The 15,852-nt window shown below is 66.1% G+C and carries 18 protein-coding genes and 1 tRNA gene; 14 read left to right on the top strand and 5 right to left on the bottom strand.

Annotated elements, in window-relative coordinates:
• The first annotated feature begins 23 nt into the window (after nt 1-23).
• Nucleotides 24-100, top strand: a tRNA-Arg gene (locus AC5P5V_RS11330).
• Between the two features lie 93 nt (nt 101-193).
• On the opposite strand, the gene AC5P5V_RS11335 is transcribed toward AC5P5V_RS11330, so the two are convergent.
• A complete protein-coding gene (locus tag AC5P5V_RS11335) occupies nt 194-469 on the bottom strand; it encodes a tyrosine-type recombinase/integrase (protein WP_231352690.1) in 276 nt (91 codons plus the stop codon).
• A 685-nt stretch (nt 470-1,154) separates the two neighbouring features.
• On the opposite strand from AC5P5V_RS11335, the gene AC5P5V_RS11340 reads away from it, so the two are divergent.
• Complete coding sequence (locus AC5P5V_RS11340) at nt 1,155-1,712, top strand: hypothetical protein (RefSeq protein WP_134967973.1); 558 nt, start codon at nt 1,155-1,157, stop codon at nt 1,710-1,712.
• Nucleotides 1,713-2,169: 457 nt separating this feature from the next.
• Nucleotides 2,170-2,634 carry a GNAT family N-acetyltransferase gene (locus AC5P5V_RS11345; protein ID WP_134967972.1) on the top strand — a complete coding sequence of 155 codons (465 nt, stop codon included), beginning with the start codon at nt 2,170-2,172 and terminating at the stop codon, nt 2,632-2,634.
• Nucleotides 2,635-2,660: 26 nt separating this feature from the next.
• Here AC5P5V_RS11345 and AC5P5V_RS11350 read toward each other — a convergent pair whose 3' ends face one another.
• On the bottom strand, nt 2,661-3,020 hold the full coding sequence (locus tag AC5P5V_RS11350; RefSeq protein ID WP_134967971.1) for a response regulator: 360 nt from the start codon (nt 3,018-3,020) through the stop codon (nt 2,661-2,663).
• A complete protein-coding gene (locus tag AC5P5V_RS11355) occupies nt 3,010-4,173 on the bottom strand; it encodes a two-component system sensor histidine kinase NtrB (RefSeq protein WP_404830563.1) in 1,164 nt (387 codons plus the stop codon). The genes AC5P5V_RS11350 and AC5P5V_RS11355 overlap by 11 nt, the downstream gene beginning before the upstream one ends.
• 151 nt (nt 4,174-4,324) lie before the next feature.
• Between AC5P5V_RS11355 and AC5P5V_RS11360 the strand changes: the two genes are divergently transcribed.
• The 5 genes from AC5P5V_RS11360 (at nt 4,325) to AC5P5V_RS11380 (ending at nt 10,470) form a co-directional block, all read left to right on the top strand.
• The gene (locus tag AC5P5V_RS11360) at nt 4,325-7,432 is read left to right on the top strand and encodes a response regulator (RefSeq protein WP_231352691.1); all 3,108 of its coding nucleotides are present in this window, start codon (nt 4,325-4,327) and stop codon (nt 7,430-7,432) included.
• The gene (locus AC5P5V_RS11365; protein ID WP_134969518.1) at nt 7,429-8,253 is read left to right on the top strand and encodes a CheR family methyltransferase; all 825 of its coding nucleotides are present in this window, start codon (nt 7,429-7,431) and stop codon (nt 8,251-8,253) included. Before AC5P5V_RS11360 ends, AC5P5V_RS11365 begins: the two co-directional genes overlap by 4 nt.
• Nucleotides 8,253-8,828, top strand: coding sequence for a chemotaxis protein CheB (locus AC5P5V_RS11370; RefSeq protein ID WP_049413816.1), 576 nt, complete (start codon nt 8,253-8,255; stop codon nt 8,826-8,828). Before AC5P5V_RS11365 ends, AC5P5V_RS11370 begins: the two co-directional genes overlap by 1 nt.
• Nucleotides 8,825-9,958: a hybrid sensor histidine kinase/response regulator gene (locus AC5P5V_RS11375; RefSeq protein ID WP_061477847.1), complete on the top strand. Its 1,134-nt coding sequence runs from the start codon at nt 8,825-8,827 to the stop codon at nt 9,956-9,958. The genes AC5P5V_RS11370 and AC5P5V_RS11375 overlap by 4 nt, the downstream gene beginning before the upstream one ends.
• An 83-nt stretch (nt 9,959-10,041) precedes the next feature.
• Nucleotides 10,042-10,470 carry a BLUF domain-containing protein gene (locus tag AC5P5V_RS11380; protein ID WP_061477846.1) on the top strand — a complete coding sequence of 143 codons (429 nt, stop codon included), beginning with the start codon at nt 10,042-10,044 and terminating at the stop codon, nt 10,468-10,470.
• A gap of 15 nt (nt 10,471-10,485) precedes the next feature.
• Here AC5P5V_RS11380 and AC5P5V_RS11385 read toward each other — a convergent pair whose 3' ends face one another.
• Complete coding sequence (locus AC5P5V_RS11385; protein ID WP_134968653.1) at nt 10,486-10,806, bottom strand: ArsR/SmtB family transcription factor; 321 nt, start codon at nt 10,804-10,806, stop codon at nt 10,486-10,488.
• A 91-nt stretch (nt 10,807-10,897) separates the two neighbouring features.
• On the opposite strand from AC5P5V_RS11385, the gene AC5P5V_RS11390 reads away from it, so the two are divergent.
• Genes AC5P5V_RS11390 through AC5P5V_RS11400 form a run of 3 tightly spaced genes read left to right on the top strand, consistent with a single transcriptional unit; the run spans nt 10,898 to nt 12,865 of the window.
• The gene (locus tag AC5P5V_RS11390) at nt 10,898-11,335 is read left to right on the top strand and encodes a YeeE/YedE family protein (RefSeq protein WP_134968652.1); all 438 of its coding nucleotides are present in this window, start codon (nt 10,898-10,900) and stop codon (nt 11,333-11,335) included.
• Entirely contained in the window at nt 11,332-11,769 is a 438-nt protein-coding gene (locus AC5P5V_RS11395; RefSeq protein WP_134968651.1) for a DUF6691 family protein, read from the top strand. Before AC5P5V_RS11390 ends, AC5P5V_RS11395 begins: the two co-directional genes overlap by 4 nt.
• Nucleotides 11,770-11,812: 43 nt before the next feature.
• Nucleotides 11,813-12,865: a linear amide C-N hydrolase gene (locus AC5P5V_RS11400; RefSeq protein ID WP_049413806.1), complete on the top strand. Its 1,053-nt coding sequence runs from the start codon at nt 11,813-11,815 to the stop codon at nt 12,863-12,865.
• Here AC5P5V_RS11400 and AC5P5V_RS11405 read toward each other — a convergent pair.
• Complete coding sequence (locus AC5P5V_RS11405) at nt 12,862-13,641, bottom strand: DUF6491 family protein (protein ID WP_061477841.1); 780 nt, start codon at nt 13,639-13,641, stop codon at nt 12,862-12,864. The two genes, AC5P5V_RS11400 and AC5P5V_RS11405, sit on opposite strands and share 4 nt — an antisense overlap.
• An 81-nt stretch (nt 13,642-13,722) precedes the next feature.
• Between AC5P5V_RS11405 and AC5P5V_RS11410 the strand changes: the two genes are divergently transcribed.
• The 3 genes from AC5P5V_RS11410 (at nt 13,723) to AC5P5V_RS11420 (ending at nt 15,812) form a co-directional block, all read left to right on the top strand.
• Nucleotides 13,723-14,418, top strand: coding sequence for a helix-turn-helix transcriptional regulator (locus tag AC5P5V_RS11410; protein WP_134968650.1), 696 nt, complete (start codon nt 13,723-13,725; stop codon nt 14,416-14,418).
• 167 nt (nt 14,419-14,585) lie between these two features.
• Nucleotides 14,586-15,536, top strand: coding sequence for a DMT family transporter (locus tag AC5P5V_RS11415; protein ID WP_134968649.1), 951 nt, complete (start codon nt 14,586-14,588; stop codon nt 15,534-15,536).
• Between the two features lie 138 nt (nt 15,537-15,674).
• Nucleotides 15,675-15,812: a hypothetical protein gene (locus tag AC5P5V_RS11420; RefSeq protein WP_181357886.1), complete on the top strand. Its 138-nt coding sequence runs from the start codon at nt 15,675-15,677 to the stop codon at nt 15,810-15,812.
• Nucleotides 15,813-15,852: the final 40 nt, after the last annotated feature.

A 15,852-nucleotide genomic window follows, 5' to 3' on the forward strand; every position in this document is an offset into this window, starting at 1 on the left:
GCCTGTAAACTTCCCTGCTGCATGGCCCCGTAGCTCAGCTGGATAGAGCGTCCCCCTCCTAAGGGGAAGGTCGCCCGTTCGAATCGGGCCGGGGTCACCAGAATCAATAGCTTAGGCAGACTCAGTGGTGAGCATTTCCCACTGTTTCCCGCATATCCACAGGATTTGGTCCCAGTGGTCCCAGCGGTCCTGCTCAGTACCTGGGCTCCGCCACCGCGCCATCGTCGCCCTCAGGCGTCAGGTGGGCATAGAACTTCTCTGTCGTGGCGTAATCAGCGTGCCCGGCCAGAATCTGCACCCTTCGCAACGGAACTCCGGCCATCACCATGTGGGCGCAGAAGGTGTGCCGCAGCCGGTCGAGGCTAGCGCCGATTCCCACACGCTTGGCATCCGAGGCGAACCAGTCGGAAAGCATGTCGTTGTGCGCGACAATAGCAGATGGGTAGGCGGCGAAGCGCCCAGCGCGCATACCGGTTCGGCAGCACCTCGCGCCACTTGCCTGACTCCGCGAACACGGTGGACTCGATGCTGCGAACGTTGCAGGCGGCCAGGAACTTCCGGCAAGCGGGATGGCAGGATGCCGAGCGCGAAAATGACCTCTCCCGTGTCGGTTGGGGTACCAGCTGAACGGTGCGCAGGCGCTCAGTCATGGTCGGCACCTCTTAGGGCGGATGATGGGGCGCCTGCTCTCGCACTACATACCGTAGATGACCGTCCCGGGAAGGAGATCGCGCATGTGGTGCGGCATCTTCCCGTCCACTACAACTCGCCATCTCAGGGCCGAGGCACGATGCCTGCCGAATGCCTTCAGAGGATGAGCCAAAACTGGATGCTCGTTTCTCGGTTGCATGGCGCAGCAGACGTTGACCATTAGGATAAGACGCCTCCGCCTGCCATGCGTCGATATGGCCGCAGAACACTGCGATCTTTATCGTGGCCCTGGCCGAAGCGTGTTGCTCGCTACTGCTGTTCCTGCCGCAGTTGCCGATGTGGCTGGTGCACTTAGGGGTATTGCCGAGCGACCGCTAAAACTCGGCTCTTTTGCACGTCAAATTCGATACGGGTCTCGGTAACGCAAATTTCCATGTCCTAAAATCGAGGAGCGGGCAAGACGCCCGCTGGAAATCTGTATGTCCATTCTCTAAGGAGTAGATGTGAAGAAGATGATCGTTGTAGCAGCCGTATTGACCGGAGCTTTGGCCGTGAACGCGTCCGCCCAAGAGGTGGATTACCTGGGAGCCTCGCCCAAGCTCTTGGCAGAAGCCAATGCGCAGGCGGCGGACTTGCCGGCGGGCGTTCAGCTGGTTGAACTTGAGCGTTGGCGCAGTAGGGATGACACCTTCTCGGCGCGGCCGCTGAACACTCCGGGTGGAATGCAGCATCCAGGCAGGAAGGAAGGCACTTTGGGCTTCATCTCCTACTATCCATTCGAAGGCAGTGTGACAATGTACGCATGCCTCAACAACAACTGGCTGGATAGCTTCTCTTCGATGGATCCGAATTGCGAAGGCCATATGAAGACCACGAACGGCATGCCGATTACGGGTTACATCGCGGCTGCGCAGCTCCCGGGCACTGTCCCCTTGTACCGCTGCATGCGCGGTGGTCTGAAACCGAACAACTGGGCAGATCACTTCGATACATTGGATGCCAACTGCGAAGGCGTGAAGTATCCGGTAAACGAAGGAATCATGGGCTACATCTGGCTCTGATTTATCGATGATCTGTGCCACGGCCAGATAAGGAGGCAGTCGCTACGCGACTGCCTCCAAGAGATCGCGGCGGTGATTCTTCAAGCGAACGCCGAAGAGGCTATGGCGATCCTGCTGGTGGTGAACCGCAGTACATGAATGTCTGTTGGGTCAGCTGCGTAGTGAACTCTGCCCCGATTTTCTGGCGTCGCGGACGGACGATGATGGTGAAAATGCGCAAATCACCCACGTGGTCCCCGGGCAGTAGAGGATCAGGGTCCTTTCGCAGGTCGAACGCCAGCAGCGACCCCATCAAACCTGCAAATCACTGATCTTAGGTCGCAATGGAAGCCCTCCTACGGCGAAGGTCGCCCGTTCGAATCGGCCCGGGGTCACCATGTACGCGGCGCCACGTCCGGGTGCACTGCCCGCAAGATCACTCGGATAGGCTGGCGCCTCACCCTGCGAACCGGCCGCCATGGATCACCGCCTGCAGCCCGTGCAACCCCACGACTACGTGCTCATCGCCGGGTGGCTGGATTCGGCTGCAGCCACGTTGCGCTGGGCCGGGCCGGGCGTGCCCTATCCACTGCCACCCGATCAGTTCGAGAACGTATTGCAGCTGCGCGAACGCCCGGGATGGCTGCTGCTGGCAGAAAACGGCATGCGCGTGGGTTTCGGCCAGGCCTGGCGCACCCAGCCGGGTACGATGCATCTGGGCCGTCTGCTGGTTGCCCCGCAGGCGCGGGGCTGCGGTCTCGGGCGGAGGTTGGTACACGCGCTGATCGAGCAGGCGTTCCAGTCTGATGCCGTTGAACGGCTGACCTTGCGGGTCTATCGGGACAATGCCGCCGCAGTTGCGTTGTACCGGTCCCTCGGCTTCGAGCCGGTGGACACTGCATCCACGCCAGCGCTGCTGTTCATGCAGCGGGCCTGGCGCTGAGCATGGCCACGCAGGCCGGTACGCCTTCAGTCCTGCTTGAGCAGTTCAACCAGCTGACGCAAGCGATAGGGCTTGGGCAGGAACTCCACCTGCTCCGGAAGCGGCGGCAGCTGCGAACGTGCGTAGCCGGACGACAGGATCATCCGCGCCTGTGGTTGTTCGCGGGCGACGTGCTCGCTCAGCTCGATTCCGGACATGCCATTGGGCATGCTGACATCGCTGAACACCACGTCGAAGCGTGCGTCGCCCTTCAGCAACGCAGCGGCTTCATGCCCGTCGGCGGTGGTGGACACCTCGATGCCGAAATCGCGCAGGGCCATGCCGATCATCTCGCGCAGATCGTTTTGGTCCTCCACCATCAGTACGCGGATCGGGTCATCGGTCATGGGCAAATTCCTCGGTTGCGGGTAGCAGCAGGCTGACCGTGGTGCCGACACCGGGCGTGGTGGACACATCGACGAAGCCGCCGCTCTGGGTAGTGAATCCGAACACCTGGCTCAGGCCCAGGCCGCTGCCCTTGCCGATGTCCTTGGTGGTGAAGAAGGGCTCGCTGGCCCGCTCGGCGATGTCGGCGGCCATGCCGTGGCCTTCGTCGCAGACGCTGAGGGTGACATAGCCGCGTTGCAGCGTGGTGTCCGCATCCGGGTCGAGGCGATGTTCCAACGCGGTGCCGATCAGGATGCGGCCGCCATCGGCGGTGGCCTCCACGGCATTGGCCACCAGGTTCGCCAGGGCGGTCTGGAGCTGCATCGCATCGGTGCTCACCTGCGGCAGGCCCGGGGTGAGATGGGCATCCAGTACCACCGTGGGCGGGCAGGCGCGTTGCAGGTCCGGCAGCCACTGCCGTACCAGCGCATTGATGTCCACCGATTCCCGGATCAGGGTCTGGCCGGTGCTGAAGGCCAGCAGCTGGCGGGTCAGCAGCGCGCCGCGGTCGGTGGCTGCCTGCGCGGCATCCAGCAGCTCGGCTGCGCGTGCATCGTCACTGCTGACACGCAGCGACAGCAGGTCCAGGGCGTTGCCGATGGTGGTCAGCAGGTTGTTGAACTCATGTGAGAGGCCGCGGCTGAGCCGGCCAACCGTCTCGAACTGCTGGGTATTGCGCAGCGCACGCTGGGCATCGCGCAGCAGCCGCTGCGCTTGCCACTGCTCGGTGATGTCACGGGTGATCTTGACGAAGCCGAGCAGTTCGCCGGCTTCCACGACCGGTTCGATGACCACGCTGGCGCGGAACGACGAGCCATCGCGGCGAACGCGCCAGCCCTCACTGGCGACATGCCCCTGCTGCGCTGCGACGCGAAGCAGGCGCTGCGGTTCGCCGGCCTCGCGGTCGGCGGCCAGGTAGAAGCGGCTGAAGTGCGTTCCCACCACTTCATTGGCTGAATAGCCTTTGATACGTTCGGCGCCCGGGTTCCAGCTGCACACGATGCCTTCAGGATCAAGCAGGTACAGCGCATGGTCGCGCACGCTGTCGATCAGCAGTCGCAGTTGTCGGGAAGGGTCCGTCAGCACGGACGTCGTAGAGGCGGCTGCGTCCACGTGTAAATAAGTGTTACCCCTGTGAGGGACGTGAAGCTAGGCACTCAAGTGTGAAGGATGCGTGCACACCTGGCACGTGCCATTTGTCCTGTGCGGCTGAATGCGACACGGAGTACCATCTTCCACCCTTTGCCTTCTGGAACCGACCTGCATGCGTCCTGGTGCGACTACGCGTGACCGCTGGATCTGGATGACGTCCGCCGTGCTGCTGGCCGCGACCATCGCGTTGGAACTGGTCGTTCCGCTCGGCTACGCGGTATGGCTGGCCTACTTCCTCGCGGTCGGCGTGACGGTGTTCCAGCGCAGTGCACGCGCGCCGTTCGTGGTCGCGGTGATCGCCTGTGTCCTGCTGGTGATCGGCTTCAACGTTGCGCCAGCCAGCAACAATTCGTCGTTCTCGCTTGTCAACCGTACCGTCGGTGGCTGCGCCTTCCTGATGATCGCACTGATCGTCTCGCGCGCGATCCAGGCCCGGCGCCAGGCGATGCGCGCGCTCTGGCTGCAGGAGGCCGAGAACGCCGTGGCGATGAGCCTGCGCGGTGACCTCGGGCCGGAGCAGATCGCCGAGGCGGCAGCAGTAAGCCTGGCCGGGCAGCTGGATGCAGAGGTCGGTGCGGTCTATCGCCTGGACGGCGGCCGCCTGCAGCTGACCGGTGGCGTGGCGCTGCCCTCTGGGACGCCGGCCTCCCTGGCCCTGCACGAAGGACTTGCCGGGCAGGTTGCCCGGGACGAACGCATCCGCCACCTGCACGGCGAAGATGCTGCCGTGCTTGAACTGCAGACCAGCCTGGGCCGGCTGCCGGTGCGCGAGCGCATCCTGGCGCCGATCAACAGCGATGGTGCGGTGGTCGGTGTGATCGAGCTGGGCCGCGCGCGGGCGGGTGAACAGCGTGATCTGGACCGTGAGCTGCTGGAGCGCTGCGCCGACACCATCGGCATGGCACTGCGCGCATCGCTGCTGCGTGCGCAGCTGGTGGTGCTGCTGGAAGAGTCGCAGCGCCAGGGCGAGGAGCTGCAGGCCCAGCAGGAAGAGCTGCGCGTGGCCAACGAGGAACTGGAAGAGCAGAGCCGCAGCCTGTTGCAGTCGCAGAGCCACCTGGAAGAACAGCAGGCTGAGCTGGAACAGAGCAACGTGCAGCTGGAAGAGCGCACCCACGAGCTGGAGGCGCAGAAGCAGGCACTGCTGGTTGCGCAGAGCCAGCTGGTGCGCAACAGCAACGAGCTGGCGGCCACCTCGCGCTACAAGTCCGAATTCCTGGCCAACATGTCTCATGAGCTGCGCACGCCGCTGAACAGCTCGCTGATCCTGGCCAAGCTGCTGGCCGATAACAAGGACGGCACGCTGACCGAGGAACAGGTGAAGTACGCGCGTGCGATCCTGTCGTCCAACAACGACCTGCTGGCGCTGATCAACGACATCCTCGACCTGTCGCGCATTGAGGCCGGCCATGTCGAACTGTCCGATGAAGTGGTGGTGGTCGAGAGCGCGCTGCAGCGCCTACGCGAGACGTTCGAGCCGATGGCGCGGCAGAAGGGCCTGGCCCTGCAGATCGAAGCCGACGCCCTGGCACCGACCCAGATGGTGGTTGACAGCCAGCGGCTGCAGCAGATCCTGAAGAACCTGCTGGCCAACGCGGTGAAGTTCACCGAGCATGGCAAGGTCAGCCTGCACGTGCGTGCCGGCGGCAACGGCCGCATCCGGTTCGAGGTCTGTGACACCGGCATCGGCATTGCCCGCGAGCAGCTGGACGTCATCTTCGAAGCGTTCCGCCAGGCCGATGGCAGCACCCGCCGTCGCTACGGCGGCACCGGCCTGGGCCTGTCGATCTCGCGCGATCTGGCCGAGCGCATGGGCGGCGGCATCCAGGTCGACAGTGAGCCCGGGCGCGGCAGCTGCTTCATCCTGGAGCTGCCGTTGCAGGGTGCGCCCGCGGCGAGCGCAGCCGACGCTGCCGAGGTCCCCGTGGCAGCGCCGCCGACGGCGCCGGCCGTGCTGCCGGCCGCGCCCGTACGCACTGCGACCGCGGCAGCGCCGGTTACTGCGATGGCCGGCGTAGCCGACGACCGCGGTCGCCGCCAGCGCGCCGGGCGCCTCATCCTGGCGGTCGAGGACGATGCCACGTTCGCCGAAGCGCTGGTGGCGCTGGCCCATGAACTGGACTTCGACTGCGTGGTGGCGGGCACGGCGGAAGAGGCGCTGGCCCTGGCCAGCGAACTGCGCCCGAACGGCATCCTGCTCGATATCGGCCTGCCGGACGTGTCGGGCCTGAGCGTGCTGGAACGCTTGAAGCGCAACCCGGACACCCGCCACATCCCGGTACATGTGGTCTCGGCCACGGACCGCAGCCAGGTAGCGCGCGAGCTCGGCGCGATCGGTTTTGCGATCAAGCCGACCACGCGCGAGCGGCTGGTGACGGCCATCGAACAGCTGGAACAGACCAGCCAGCGCGACATGCGGCGGCTGCTGATCGTGGAGGACGACAACGAGCTGCGCCACAACCTGGAACTGTTGCTGGGCCGCGACCAGCTGCAGATCGTCGCCGTAGGCACCCTGGCCGGCGCACTGGAACAGCTCAGTACGGTCACGTTCGACTGCATGGTGATGGACCTGTCGCTGCCCGACGGCAGTGGCTACGACCTGCTCGAGCACATGGCCGGCAACGACGATGTCGGTTTCCCGCCGGTGATCGTCTATACCGGCCGCGCACTCAGTCGCGAGGAAGAGCAGCGCCTGCGCCGCTATTCCAAGAGCATCATCATCAAGGGCGCACGTTCGCCCGAGCGCCTGCTGGACGAGGTGACCCTGTTCCTGCACAGCGTTGAGGCCAGCCTGCCCAGCGACCAGCAGCGCCTGCTGCGCGAGGCCCGCCGTCGCGACACCGTGCTCGACGGTCGGACGGTGCTGCTGGCCGAGGACGACGTGCGCAACATCTTCGCACTGTCCAGCGTGCTCGAACCCCTCGGCGTCACGCTGGAGATCGCGCGCAATGGACAGGAAGCGGTGGATCGGCTGGCCGAGCGCGAGGTCGACCTGGTGCTGATGGACATCATGATGCCGGAGAAGGATGGCCTTGCTGCGATGCGCGAAATCCGCGCGCAGCGCCACCTGCAGGACCTGCCGATCATCGCGCTGACCGCCAAGGCCATGCCGGACGACCGTGAGCGCTGCCTGCAGGCCGGCGCCAACGACTACATCGCCAAACCCATCGACGTCGACAAGCTGGTTTCGCTGTGCCGGGTCTGGTGCTCGCGGCAATGAACGAGCAGGCCCTGTTCGACCTGGAGCTGAAGGTGCTGCTGGAAGCGCTGTACCAGCGCTACCACTACGATTTCCGCAGTTATGCGGTGTCGTCGCTGCGCCGGCGGATCCGCCAGGCCATGCAGCGCTATGAGTGCGAGCGGCTGGCCGACCTGCAGCACCGCCTGCTGCACGAGCCGGACCTGTTCGCGCAGGCGATGCAGTTCTTCACCGTGCAGGTCTCGGAGATGTTCCGTGACCCGGCCTATTTCCGCGAGCTGCGCGAGCAGGTGGTGCCGGTGCTGCGCACCTACCCGTCGGTGAAGCTGTGGGTGGCCGGTTGCAGTACCGGCGAGGAAGTGTGGTCGCTGGCGATCCTGTTGCACGAGGAAGGCCTGCTGGAGCGCAGCATCGTCTACGCCACCGACATCAATCCGGCAGCCCTGGCCAACGCCGAGGCCGGCGCCTATGGCATCGACCGGATGGCCCAGTTCAGCCGGAACTACCTGGCGGCCGGTGGCACCGCCTCGCTGTCCGACTACTACGCCACGGCCTACGATGGCGCGGTGTTCGATCGCCAGCTGCGCCGCAACGTGGTGTTCGCCGACCACAGCCTGGCCACCGACACCGTGTTCTCCGAAGTGCATCTGGTGTCGTGCCGCAACGTGCTGATCTATTTCAACCGCGATCTGCAGGACCGCGCGGTGGGCCTGTTCCGTGAAGCGCTGGTGCATCGCGGCTTCCTTGGCCTGGGCAGCAAGGAGTCGCTGCAGTTCGGGCGCCACCACGGCGCGTTCGAGACCTGCTCGCGGGAGCATCGCCTGTACCGGAAGGTTGCCTGATGGCACTGCCGACACGACCGGCGGTGCTGGTGATCGGGGCCTCGGCGGGTGGGGTCGCGGCGCTGCAGGCGGTGCTCGGCGCGCTGCCCGCGGCTCTGCCGGCGCCGGTGCTGGCGGTGCTGCACCTTCCGCGCGATCGCAGCAGCCGCATCGCCGAAGTGCTGGCGCCGTACTGTGCGCTGCCGGTGCGCGAGGCCGAAGACAAGCAGCCGCTGCAGCCTGGCACGGTGACCTTTGCGCCACCGGACTATCACCTGCTGGTGGAAGACGCCGGTTCGCTGGCGTTGTCGGTGGACGCACCGGTGCTGTTTTCGCGCCCGGCGATCGATCCATTGTTCGAGTCGGCTGCGGCTGTGTTCGGCGCGCAGGTGCTGGCCCTGCTGCTGACCGGTGCCAGCAGCGATGGTAGTGAAGGGGTGGCCGCGGTGCGCGCCGCCGGCGGCCGCGCCTGGCTGCAATGTCCCGAGGAGGCCGAGGCATCGATGATGCCGGCCTCCGCCCTGCAGCACGCCGGCGCCGATGCCGTGCTGCCCCTCGAACTGATGTGCCGTCGCCTGAAGGAGCTGTTTGCATGAACCTGTTGCCGCCGGACCCTGCGCAGTCGCAGACCCCGGTCAACCTGCTGATCGTCGATGACGTGCCGCAGAACCTGGTGGCCATGCAGGCGCTGCTGCAGCGCGAGGGCGTGAACCTGCTGCTGGCCGGCTCGGGCGCACAGGCGCTGGAACTGCTGCTCGAGCATGAGGTGGCGCTGGCCCTGCTGGACGTGCACATGCCGGAGATCGATGGCTTCACCCTTGCCGAGCTGATGCGCGGTTCACACCGCAGCCGGGATGTGCCGATCATCTTCCTGACCGCCTCGCCGGACGACCCGCTGCGCGCGTTCAAGGGGTACGAAACCGGCGCGGTCGACTTCCTGCACAAGCCGGTGGCGCCGCAGGTGATCCTGAGCAAGGTCAATGTCTTCATCGAGCTGTACCAGCAGCGGCAGCTGCTGAAGGCGCGCAACGAGGCGCTGGAGCGCTCGCTCAAGCTCAACGAGACGATGGCGGCGGTGCTCACCCACGATCTGCGCACGCCGCTGTCGGCGATCCTGCTGTGTGCCGACAAGCTGGCGCTGGAGCTTCCTGCGGGCAATGACGGCGCGCAGCAGACCTTGAAGCACCTGGAGGCCAGCACGCTGCGCATGGCGCGCATGGTCGAGCAGCTGCTGGACTTTTCGCGGATCCGCAGCGGCGGGCTGCGCCTGCAGGCCAGCGCCTGTGATCTTGCCGAGGTCACGCGTGCGGTGGTGGCCGAAGCGGGCAGCGCCCACGGCCACGCACGGCTGCATCTGGATATGCAGGGCGATACCCGCCTGCAGGGTGATCTGGATCGGCTGGGTCAGGTTGCCGCCAACCTGATCGGCAATGCGCTCACCCATGGCAGCGAGGCGAGGGTGGAGGTGGACGGCCGTGATCCGCGCAGCGTGCTGCTGCGGGTGAGCAACGCGGGACGGATCGACGACGCGCTGCTGCCGCGCCTGTTCGAGCCGTTCAAGGCCAGCTTCCATCCCAGCAATGGCCTGGGGTTGGGCCTGTATATCGTCGATCAGTTCGTGCGCGCGCACGGCGGGCACATCGCAGCGCGAAATGAAGCCGGTCAGGTGGTGTTCGAAGCCCGGTTGCCGAGGCGCACAGAGGGGCTGCCGGCGGCCGCTACCTGAATTCTTCAGGAAACACCCGCGGGCACTGAGACGGACTCGTCCGTAGCTGCTACCGTGGGTGTACATCTTGTCAAGGAAGCGCCATGCCACTGCGTGCCATCGCCTACGTCAGCCAGGCGCTGCCGGATCTTTCCGCTGAACGGCTGCGGGCGCTGGTCGATGATGCAGCCCGTTTCAACAAGATGGCGGGCGTGACCGGTGTGCTGCTGCATGACGGTGGGCGATTCCTGCAGTACATCGAAGGGCCGCCGGATGGTATCGATTCGGTGTACGAACGCATCCTGCAGGCCGGTAGCCATATCGACATCATCGAACTGGCGCGTGGCCGCCTCGGCCAGCGCCAGTTTCCGTACTGGTCGATGCGCGCGTTGCCGGTGGAGGAGGCGCTGCTGCGGCAACTGTCTTCCAGTGACTGGTCAGGTTTCACCCGCGCGTTGCAGGGTGACCTGTCGGCGCCGACCCCGGTGGATCTGCTCGATCAGGTCGTGCAACCGGTGCTGCACGCAGGTTGAACCCGCGTGGAAGGTTCAGCGCGCTGCATTTCCGCAGTAGGCGGCGTGCAACGCCTGCAATACGCCCAGCGCCGGCCCTTCCACCACCCGGTAGTGGATCGCCTGCGCTTCGCGCCGGGTCGCGACGATGCCAAGTCCGCGCAGCACCGCCAGATGTTGGGACAGCGCTGATGCGCTGAGCCCGGTCAGTGCCTGCAGTTCCGGTACTGGCGCCTCGCCTTCGACCAGCCGGCACAGCACGCGCAGCCGTGCAGGATGGGCCAGGCTTTTGAGCAGGGCTGCAGCCTCGGCGGCGTGTTCGGCCATGGCGGCGCTGTCGAGCTCGATGCGGGCCATGGTTGACCTTTTGATTTAGAAGACGCTAATTTAGAAAAAGCTAATTCAAAAGGCAAGCGAATGAAATGAACGGAACAACTGGAGGCAGGTCATGACCGTGCCGTGGGCCGCCGTCGCGGGGGGCGCGTTGATCGGTGCGGCGGCGGTGGTTTTGCTGGCAACCACGGGCCGGGTAGCCGGCATCAGCGGCATCGCCGCTGGCAGCGTGCGCGCAACGCCGGGCGATCGAGGCTGGCGCTGGGCATTCCTGCTCGGCCTGCTTGCCGCTGCCGGGGGTGTGCTGTACTGGCAGGCCGTGCCAGGCCAAGCGCCCCGCAACCTGTTGCGTGACGCCTTGCCGGCGTGGCAGCTGATCGGTGCCGGCCTGCTGGTCGGCTTCGGTACGCGGTTGGGCAATGGCTGCACCAGCGGTCACGGAGTCTGCGGCCTGGCCCGCGGCTCAAAGCGGTCGCTGCTGGCGGTGCTGGTGTTCATGGCCTGCGCCATGCTGACCACGTTCCTGATCCGTCACGGCGGAGGTTTCGCATGAGCCGCGCGATGGTGGCCGCCGGTGCGGCAGGCGCGCTTTTCGGCGCAGGCCTGGCGTTGGCCGGCATGACCGATCCGCGCCGCATCCTCGGTTTCCTCGATATCGCTGGCGATTTCGATCCCACCCTGGCCTGGGTGCTGGCCTCTGCACTGCTGGTCAGCGCGGTCGGCCAGCGCTGGGTGCTGCGGCGCCCGCGGCCGTCATGCGCAACGCGCTTCCAATTGCCCGCCGCGCGCGCTGTCGATGTGCGCCTGGTGCTGGGCGCGGCATTGTTCGGAATGGGTTGGGGCTGGGCAGGCTATTGCCCGGGCCCTGCCATCGCCGGGCTGGCGGTGGGATCGCGCGAAGCGCTTTGGTTCGTGCCGGCGATGCTTGCAGGTTTCTGGCTGCACGATCGCCTGGTTCGCCGGGGCTTCACCGCTGTATCACCCTGAATCGCGTCATATCCACGGATCACGGGGAAAGGAGGGCAACAACATGGCACGGATGAAGTGGAAGGAAAGGGCACTGCTGGCGGTCGCGCTGGCTGCCGCAGTGGCACCGGCGCTGGCCTGCACGCGCGCGGTCTACCTGGGCGACAACGGTGATGTGATCACCGCTCGCTCCATGGACTGGAAGGTCGATGTGGCGACCAACCTCTACGTGCTGCCGCGCGGCATCGCGCGCACCGGCCAGGCCGGGCCGAAGTCGCTGGCCTGGACGGCGCGCTACGGCTCGGTGGTGGCCACCGGTTATGACGTATCGACCACCGATGGCATGAACGAGAAAGGCCTGGTGGCCAACCTGCTGTGGCTGGTCGAATCGGAGTATCCGAAGCAGCGCGGCAACAAGCCGGGCCTGGCCATCTCACTATGGGCGCAGTATGTGCTGGACAACTTCGCCACCGTAGACGAGGCGGTCGCGGCGCTGCAGCGCGAGCCGTACTCGATCGTCACCGACAAGGTGCCGGGCGAAGACCGCCAGGCCACGCTGCATCTGTCGCTGTCAGATGCCAGTGGCGACAGCGCCATCGTCGAATACATCGGCGGTCGCCAGGTGATCCACCATGACCGGCGCTACCAGGTGATGACCAACTCACCGATCTTCGAGCAGCAGCTGGCACTCAACAGCTACTGGCAGCAGATCGGCGGCACGGTGATGCTGCCGGGCACCAACCGCTCAGCCGACCGTTTCGCGCGCGCCTCGTTCTACATCAACGCCATTCCCAAGGCGGAAGACCCGGTGGTGGCGCTGGCCAGTGTGTTCAGCGTGATCCGCAACGCCTCGGTACCGTATGGCATCACCACCCCGGGCGAACCGAATATTTCATCCACGCGCTGGCGCACCGTGGCCGACCACAAGCGGCGGTTGTACTTCTTCGAATCGGCACTGACACCGAACACCTTCTGGGTCGACCTGAACAAGGTCGATTTCGGCGGCAAGGTGCTCAAGCTCGATCTCGGTCCGGACCAGCGCAATACCTTTTCCGGCGACGCGCTGGGCCACTTCGTGCCCAGCGCACCGTTCGCGTTCCTCGGCGTCGACGGTTAGTTCGACGCCTGGCTGGACGCCGGATAGACCGCCTGGATCGTGCAGCCGCCGCGGGTGTACTGCGGCAGCGGCGCCAGCGCGTCGTTGCGCAGGTCACCATTCTCGAATCCGGCGGTGAGGATGCGATCGCCCGGATTGCCACAGATCAGGCCGTTCTGCATGCCGGAGTGGAAGCTCAGCTGTGGCGCACGGTCGAGCTGGCGGCAGTGGCTGCCAAGCTCCACGCGATAGTAGCGGTGACCCCCATTGCGATGCGGATTGGTCTCCACCAGCATGCCCTGCGGGTCGGACGACCACGCGCGCACGTTGCGCGTGGCAAAGCAGTACGACGGCGAACCACCGAAACTGCGGCGGATGTCCCTGCGCTCGCGGATGGTCAGGGCGGGCAGGGTGGCCATGCGCAGGCGGTCGCTGTCGCGGGCCACGCTGGCGTAGTCGCGATCCTGCACGGGGGTCACCGCGCTGATCGCGCAGCTGCGGCCATCGACCACCACACGCTCGCTGGGGCGACCGCAGGCCCAGCCGGCGGGTGCTTCAAGTTTCAGCGTGGTAGCACTGCGGACGCCGGGACACTCTTCGCTGAAGTCGATCCGATAGGCCTGGCCGGAGGCGGCTCGCAGGGCGATTGAACGCGATGACGCCTGCTCCACTTCCTGGACGCCGACCGCGTCCATGCAGTGCGGGGCCGGTGGCGTACGTTCCTGCGCGGAGGCCGAGGCGGTGAGCGCCAGGCCGAGGCTGATGGCAAGCACCAGGGACAGCCGCTGATGGGTCATGACCTGCACTCCCTGCGTTGGATGACGGATCGACTATAGCAGCGGTTTGCACGGCCGTTGTTACACGCGCACACTGCCCGGATGGGCGCCATCTTCCATCTGCGGCACTACGGGCAGGCCACCGGCCTGGAACGCCATGACTACGCGCAGTGGGTGCTGCCGCTGCAGGGCGAACTGCAGTTCGAGATGGAAGGGCGCGGCGGCCGGCTGGACCTGCTGCAGGGGGCATTTGTCGCCGCCGGCGAAGCACATGATCAGATGGCGGACGGCCCCAATGGTTTCGTGATCGTTGATTGTCCTCCAGGCGTGCTTGATGACGGCACGCAGGAGCATCTGTGCCGCCAGCGCTGGCTGCATCTGCCGCTGGCATTGCGTCAGCGTCTGGCCGACGTGCAGGCAGGGCAGCCGATGCCGGCGCTGCTGCCGCAGTTGCTGCAGGTATTTGCACCGGCGGGCAGTGGGGCGCGCATGCAGGGCCTGTGCGTGGCGGTGCAGGCCGATCCCGGCCGGGCCTGGCCGGTTGCCCGGATGGCCGGATTTGTCGGTGTCAGCGAGGGCCGGTTGCACGCATTGTTCCAGCGCGAGTTCGGGCTGAGCCCGCAGGCCTGGCTCAGTGCGTGCCGCTTGCGTTGGGCCAAGCATCAGCTGCGCACCACTGCCGCGCCGATCAGCGATATCGCACTGGCTGCAGGTTATTCCGAGCAGAGCGCACTGACCCGTGCGCTGCGCCGCGAATGTGGCCAGACCCCCGCTGCGTGGCGCAGGGGTGCCGGCTGAGTTGTAGAGCCGAGCCGATGCTCGGCTGCCCTTGTCTGCACAACGGCGAATCGCAGCCGAGCATGGGCTCGGCTCTACAGAGGTGACAAGGCAGTAGCCTCGGTCAAGAGTGCCCACCGGCCAGCGCTTACACTGCGCGGCCCGTTCCATCCCCCCGGACAACCCGAATGCGCAACAACCCGATGGCCGTGGGCATCGCCAATGGCGTGGCCGCTGGCGCACTATGGGGCGTGGTCTTTCTCGCGCCTGCCGTGCTTCAGTCGTTCAATGCGCTGCAACTGTCCGCCGGCCGCTACCTGGTCTATGGCCTGATGGCAGTCGCCCTGCTGCTGCCGCGGTGGAAGCGGCTGGCACCGCGGCTGGGCCGTGCCGAATGGATCGGCCTGCTGTGGCTGAGCCTGGCAGGCAACCTGGTGTATTTCCTGCTGCTGGCGACCGCCGTGCAGTGGGCCGGTGGCGCTGCGGCATCGCTGATCGTCGGCCTGATACCGGTGGTGGTCACCCTCGTTGGCGTGCGCGAGCAGGGGGCGGTGCCGCTGAGGCAGCTGCTGCCGGCGCTGGGCCTTTGCGTGCTCGGCGTGGGACTGGTTGGCTGGGAAGCGCTGATGTCCGAGCACCTGGCCACCCCGTGGCGGCAGCGCCTGATCGGGCTGCTGTGCGCGTTCGGTGCGCTGTTCTCGTGGGCGCTGTATTCGATCGGCAACAGCCGCTGGCTGGCGCGCCGACCGGATCTGTCCAGCCACGACTGGTCGCTGCTGACCGGCGTCACCACCGGCGGCCTGGCCCTGCTGCTGGTGCCGATGGCCTTCATCGGGCACACCGGCAGCCATACGGCGGCGCAATGGAGCGGGTTCTGGGCGATCAGCGCCGGCGTGGCAGTGGTGGCCTCGATCCTCGGCAACGCATTCTGGAACCGTGCCAGCCGTCTGCTGCCACTGACCCTGACTGGCCAGATGATCGTGTTCGAGACCCTGTTCGCGCTGCTGTACGCCTTTGCATGGCAGCAGCGCTGGCCCTCGCTGCTGGAAGCCCTGGCAATCGTGTTCCTGGTGGCCGGTGTGATGCTGTGCGCGCATGCCCACCGCACGCCACGGGCGATCGCCGAACATGCCGGCTGAATGCAGTCGTCAAGCGTGCTGATGCCGGCTTGGTCTCAGATGCAACCAAATGCCGGCACGTTGGCCGATGATCGCTGCATCGATTTTCTGCATCGCAGCACTTGACAGCGGCCGGGCGCACGGTGTTTTCTGTGCGCCATGGTCCTTGATGCCGCCCACGCCAGCCTGATCGCCCCCGCCATTGCGGGCAGTACGACTGCGCCGGTCGCGACCATCACCACCATTACCACCACCACCGTCACCACTGCCCTGGTGCGGCCCGTCGTCTTCGTGTAACTCCCGAAAACCACGGCCCCGCACCTACAGGTGGCGGGGA

Source organism: Stenotrophomonas sp. YJH_SMC_130 (assembly GCF_059369035.1).

Bases quoted from the DNA above. Each gene is read 5' to 3' on its own strand.
- AC5P5V_RS11350 (WP_134967971.1), bottom strand. From the start codon at position 3,020: ATGACCGATGACCCGATCCGCGTACTGATGGTGGAGGACCAAAACGAT.
- AC5P5V_RS11415 (WP_134968649.1), top strand. From the start codon at position 14,586: ATGCGCAACAACCCGATGGCCGTGGGCATCGCCAATGGCGTGGCCGCT.
- AC5P5V_RS11385 (WP_134968653.1), bottom strand. From the start codon at position 10,806: ATGGCCCGCATCGAGCTCGACAGCGCCGCCATGGCCGAACACGCCGCC.
- AC5P5V_RS11410 (WP_134968650.1), top strand. From the start codon at position 13,723: ATGGGCGCCATCTTCCATCTGCGGCACTACGGGCAGGCCACCGGCCTG.
- AC5P5V_RS11375 (WP_061477847.1), top strand. From the start codon at position 8,825: ATGAACCTGTTGCCGCCGGACCCTGCGCAGTCGCAGACCCCGGTCAAC.
- AC5P5V_RS11365 (WP_134969518.1), top strand. From the start codon at position 7,429: ATGAACGAGCAGGCCCTGTTCGACCTGGAGCTGAAGGTGCTGCTGGAA.
- AC5P5V_RS11360 (WP_231352691.1), top strand. From the start codon at position 4,325: ATGCGTCCTGGTGCGACTACGCGTGACCGCTGGATCTGGATGACGTCC.
- AC5P5V_RS11395 (WP_134968651.1), top strand. From the start codon at position 11,332: ATGAGCCGCGCGATGGTGGCCGCCGGTGCGGCAGGCGCGCTTTTCGGC.
- AC5P5V_RS11335 (WP_231352690.1), bottom strand. From the start codon at position 469: ATGCGCGCTGGGCGCTTCGCCGCCTACCCATCTGCTATTGTCGCGCAC.
- AC5P5V_RS11345 (WP_134967972.1), top strand. From the start codon at position 2,170: ATGGATCACCGCCTGCAGCCCGTGCAACCCCACGACTACGTGCTCATC.
- AC5P5V_RS11380 (WP_061477846.1), top strand. From the start codon at position 10,042: ATGCCACTGCGTGCCATCGCCTACGTCAGCCAGGCGCTGCCGGATCTT.
- AC5P5V_RS11370 (WP_049413816.1), top strand. From the start codon at position 8,253: ATGGCACTGCCGACACGACCGGCGGTGCTGGTGATCGGGGCCTCGGCG.
- AC5P5V_RS11400 (WP_049413806.1), top strand. From the start codon at position 11,813: ATGGCACGGATGAAGTGGAAGGAAAGGGCACTGCTGGCGGTCGCGCTG.
- AC5P5V_RS11420 (WP_181357886.1), top strand. From the start codon at position 15,675: ATGGTCCTTGATGCCGCCCACGCCAGCCTGATCGCCCCCGCCATTGCG.
- AC5P5V_RS11390 (WP_134968652.1), top strand. From the start codon at position 10,898: ATGACCGTGCCGTGGGCCGCCGTCGCGGGGGGCGCGTTGATCGGTGCG.
- AC5P5V_RS11405 (WP_061477841.1), bottom strand. From the start codon at position 13,641: ATGACCCATCAGCGGCTGTCCCTGGTGCTTGCCATCAGCCTCGGCCTG.